This window comes from Silvanigrella sp., from assembly GCF_044369315.1.
In the GTDB taxonomy this organism is placed as follows: Bacteria; Bdellovibrionota_B; Oligoflexia; order Silvanigrellales; family Silvanigrellaceae; genus Silvanigrella.
The window spans coordinates 1-3432 of sequence record NZ_JBIPMD010000298.1; the positions used below are offsets into that span (position 1 = coordinate 1).

The following is a 3432-nucleotide window of genomic DNA, read 5'->3' on the forward strand; positions in this document are numbered from 1 at the left end:
CAGTCATAGAATATATAGAGGTGTTTTATAATCGAATTCGTGCTCATTCTGCCCTTGATTATCATGCACCTTTAGAATATGAAGAAAATTATGAAATTTAATAGTCCACTTTTCGGGGATCATACCATAGAATAAAAATCATAGACGTAAGTTTTATGTTTATTTTTAGCATTTGTGACCCTAGTTAATAATGATTATTTTAACATAAGAAGATATTAATTTGAAATATATTATCTTCTTTTAATCTAACCTCATTTTATTATATATTGAATTTTTTTAAAGTCTATGGAAGATAGGAATATGGCTATAGATATTAAATTGTTTCAGATACTTTGTAATTTTTTTCAAGATATAAAATATTATTTTCGTCTTTTCTGATATTGAATTCGAAGTGAATTTCTCCTTTCTTTTGAGTGTCAGATGAATGTATAATATCGAATTTTAACTTTGCCGTATAATCTTTATTTACTTCCAAATTTATTAATTCTTCATTTTCATGAGGTTCAAAAATTAAGTTTAAGTTTGGGTGATTTTTTTTATTATCAAAATATAAACAATCATAAGAACTTCTATAAGATTTTATATCAAATAAACTTGGATTACATTTTATAAATGCTCTTAATTTTAAATATATTTTTTCATTTTCAGAAAATGGAATTTTTATAATTTCGTAAAAATTTGGGTCATAATTATTATAATTATCTTCGTTATTATTGTTATTATTTAATTTGAAGTAAAAATAATTATTTATTTTATCATTATTGGTACTACTTAGATTTATATGTTCCGAATAAATAACTATTTTGTTTTGATCAAAAATATTTTCTTTCATAAATTTCCAATTTGATTTTAATTTTAAATCTACAATTGGTTTTTTATTATCCGCTTTAGTAAAAATAATTTCTTTTTCCGTTTTATTATTTAAATTTTCTATTTTTTGAATAAATAAGAAATACTTAACTGGATCATTAAATCTTTGGTAAAAGGTATATTCAATCGAATCGCTAATATAAGTTGCTTTTTTGATGTTATTGTCTATAAATGGAAAAATATTTTTATCTTCATCAAAGTCAAAAAAATCATGAAATTCGTTATGATAGCAACTTAAATAGTCTCCATCCCATTTACTTTTTCCATCTTTACAAGGATTATCATAATTTCCTGTAATAAATAGGTGTTTTTCAATATAAACATGAATCATATATTTTATAATTGCTGGAGAATTATGAATCAAGGTTCGAAAAGAAAGTTCAATTTTATCACCATGGGTCCCCATTTTATCAAGCTTATTTTTTATAAATAAAATGCATTCTTTTCCTTCTCCAATTTTGATATTAATTTGACAATTTTGAATATTTTTAATTCTATCAAAATTTTCATTCAAAGTGATGTCACTTTTATTTTTAATTTCTATTTTATTATTGATTACTTTTGTATTATGAAAAATAATTACATTTTTATTCATATTTTTAATTATAAAATATGCGTAGTCACTATTTGTAGGAAACGATGTAATTTTAATACCATCAGAGTTTGAAACAACAAGTTCATAAAGAATTTTATTATTTATAGATTCTTTATTTGATAAATTTAAAGATATTGTGTTATCATGTTTAAAATTTAGTACTAAAGAAAAAATTTTTGATTGTTGATTTTCTGTTTTTTTATATGAAATTGTTTTTGAATTTCCAAGTTTCGTTTCAAAAAAATTATTTTCTTCATTTAAATAATATTCTTCTTTGTTTCCATTATTATTAAATAGAGATAAATTCACAATTTTTAGATTTTGGTATTGTAATAATTTTTTTGTCTGTTTTTGATAAATTGATAGGTAGCTCTAAAATGTTAGGACAAATAAGAGTTCCCTTTATTTCCCAATTATTTTTTATATTTAAAATATTGTTTTTTGGTTGGGTTTGTGAAGAAAATTCTAACTTATAATAATCTAAATTACTTTCATCATATTTAGGGTTTGAATTGTTAATATTTTTACATCCAATGAAAAATATTAAATTAAAAATTAAGGTAAAATTTTTTTTTATTTATATATATCATATAATTTCCTTTAAAAATAAAATTAATATTTCATTTTTCCAATTGTAACAACACGGTAAGCATTGTCATAACCATCAGCAGTGTTTGCTGAAATTATATAATTTATTTTTCCTGCATAATCATTCCAATTGTTTTTAATATTTAAATATAGAGAAATACAAGCAATTTTTGATAATGAATTATTATATAATTCATTAATTTTTTCCCATGTCGAATCTACTAATGTATTATCCAATGAAAAGATAAAACAATTATTTGATGGCATAACATAGTTATCAATTGGCATAATCGAATAAGTAGTAAGTGAATTAATATCTATTTCACTTTTTGAATCTTTAGATTTCGTGTACGAATTTTTTACTACTTTTATTTTTAAAGGATCTGGTGCTTTTAGTTTATTTATAGTCAGTACATTATCAAATAATTCCAATTCATTTGATATATTTGCATCAGACTGCAATACTATATTTCCATCAGTATCAATATTCTGACCATTAATAAGATTTTTGATTGTATCAGATATTGTTAATTTTACAGTATTATCACCCGATAATTTTGAACCTGAAACTAAAATATTTTGACTATCTTTTTTATAGTGAGATTTAGTAAGATTGATTATATCGTTTTTTAATTTTAATATTAAAAATGTATTATTATTAAAAACTACATATTCAATATTATCTAAAGTGAATTTTTCAAATTTATATTCACATGCTTTATCTTTTTCATAAGGTAATTGAGCTTTATTGTTTTTTGAAGAAATTGTAAACTTAGTGTTATCAAGAATTTTGTCAGTTAAATTTCCATCAATTTGGGTTCCACAAGTCATTAAAACATCAATTGAGAAATTACTTATTGCAGAAATATCCGTATTTATTTTTTGACCTGAGCTTTTATTTATTACTAAATCAAGATATTGTTTTGAGTCGGCCTCATTATTGATATCTGATTTTTTATTGTCATTTTTGCATCCAAAAAAAGATATAGCAAAAATATTAGAAAGAATAAATAATTTAGAATTATTTTTCATATTATCCTCGTATTTAAATAAAATGTAAATGTAATTTTGATTTAATTGCATGAAATTTATTCTGCAATATTTTTTTAATTAGGTTTATAAAATTTTAATGTCAAATTATAATTTTAAATATAAGTTTTAGAAGTAAATTTTAGATGTAAGAATTTCGATATAAATTATTGAATATATAAATAAAAGTATATTTTTTTATAATTATTATTAAAAAATAATTAATGAGCAAAATTTAAAATTACTTAATAATTATTTGTTTTAAATACACTAAAAAAACGATAATGAGAATCAATATAATAAATATTTATATAAAATCAAAAAACCTTTTCATGATACGGCGACCACCG

3 protein-coding genes are annotated in these 3432 nt (G+C 20.9%); 1 reads left to right on the forward strand and 2 read right to left on the reverse strand.

Features of this window, described 5'->3' with window-relative positions:
• The coding region (locus tag ACIQ56_RS15780; RefSeq protein ID WP_397599331.1) for an IS3 family transposase at window positions 1-101 on the forward strand (101 nt) is incomplete at its 5' end.
• A gap of 212 nt (window positions 102-313) precedes the next feature.
• On the opposite strand, the gene ACIQ56_RS15785 is transcribed toward ACIQ56_RS15780, so the two are convergent.
• Window positions 314-1774 carry a hypothetical protein gene (locus ACIQ56_RS15785; RefSeq protein WP_397601999.1) on the reverse strand — a complete coding sequence of 487 codons (1461 nt, stop codon included), beginning with the start codon at window positions 1772-1774 and terminating at the stop codon, window positions 314-316.
• Between the two features lie 303 nt (window positions 1775-2077).
• The gene (locus ACIQ56_RS15790; protein ID WP_397602000.1) at window positions 2078-3085 is read right to left on the reverse strand and encodes a hypothetical protein; all 1008 of its coding nucleotides are present in this window, start codon (window positions 3083-3085) and stop codon (window positions 2078-2080) included.
• Window positions 3086-3432 lie beyond the last annotated feature (347 nt).

Excerpts from the sequence above, each read along its gene's own strand:
- ACIQ56_RS15790 (WP_397602000.1), bottom strand. The coding sequence starts at position 3,085 with ATGAAAAATAATTCTAAATTATTTATTCTTTCTAATATTTTTGCTATA.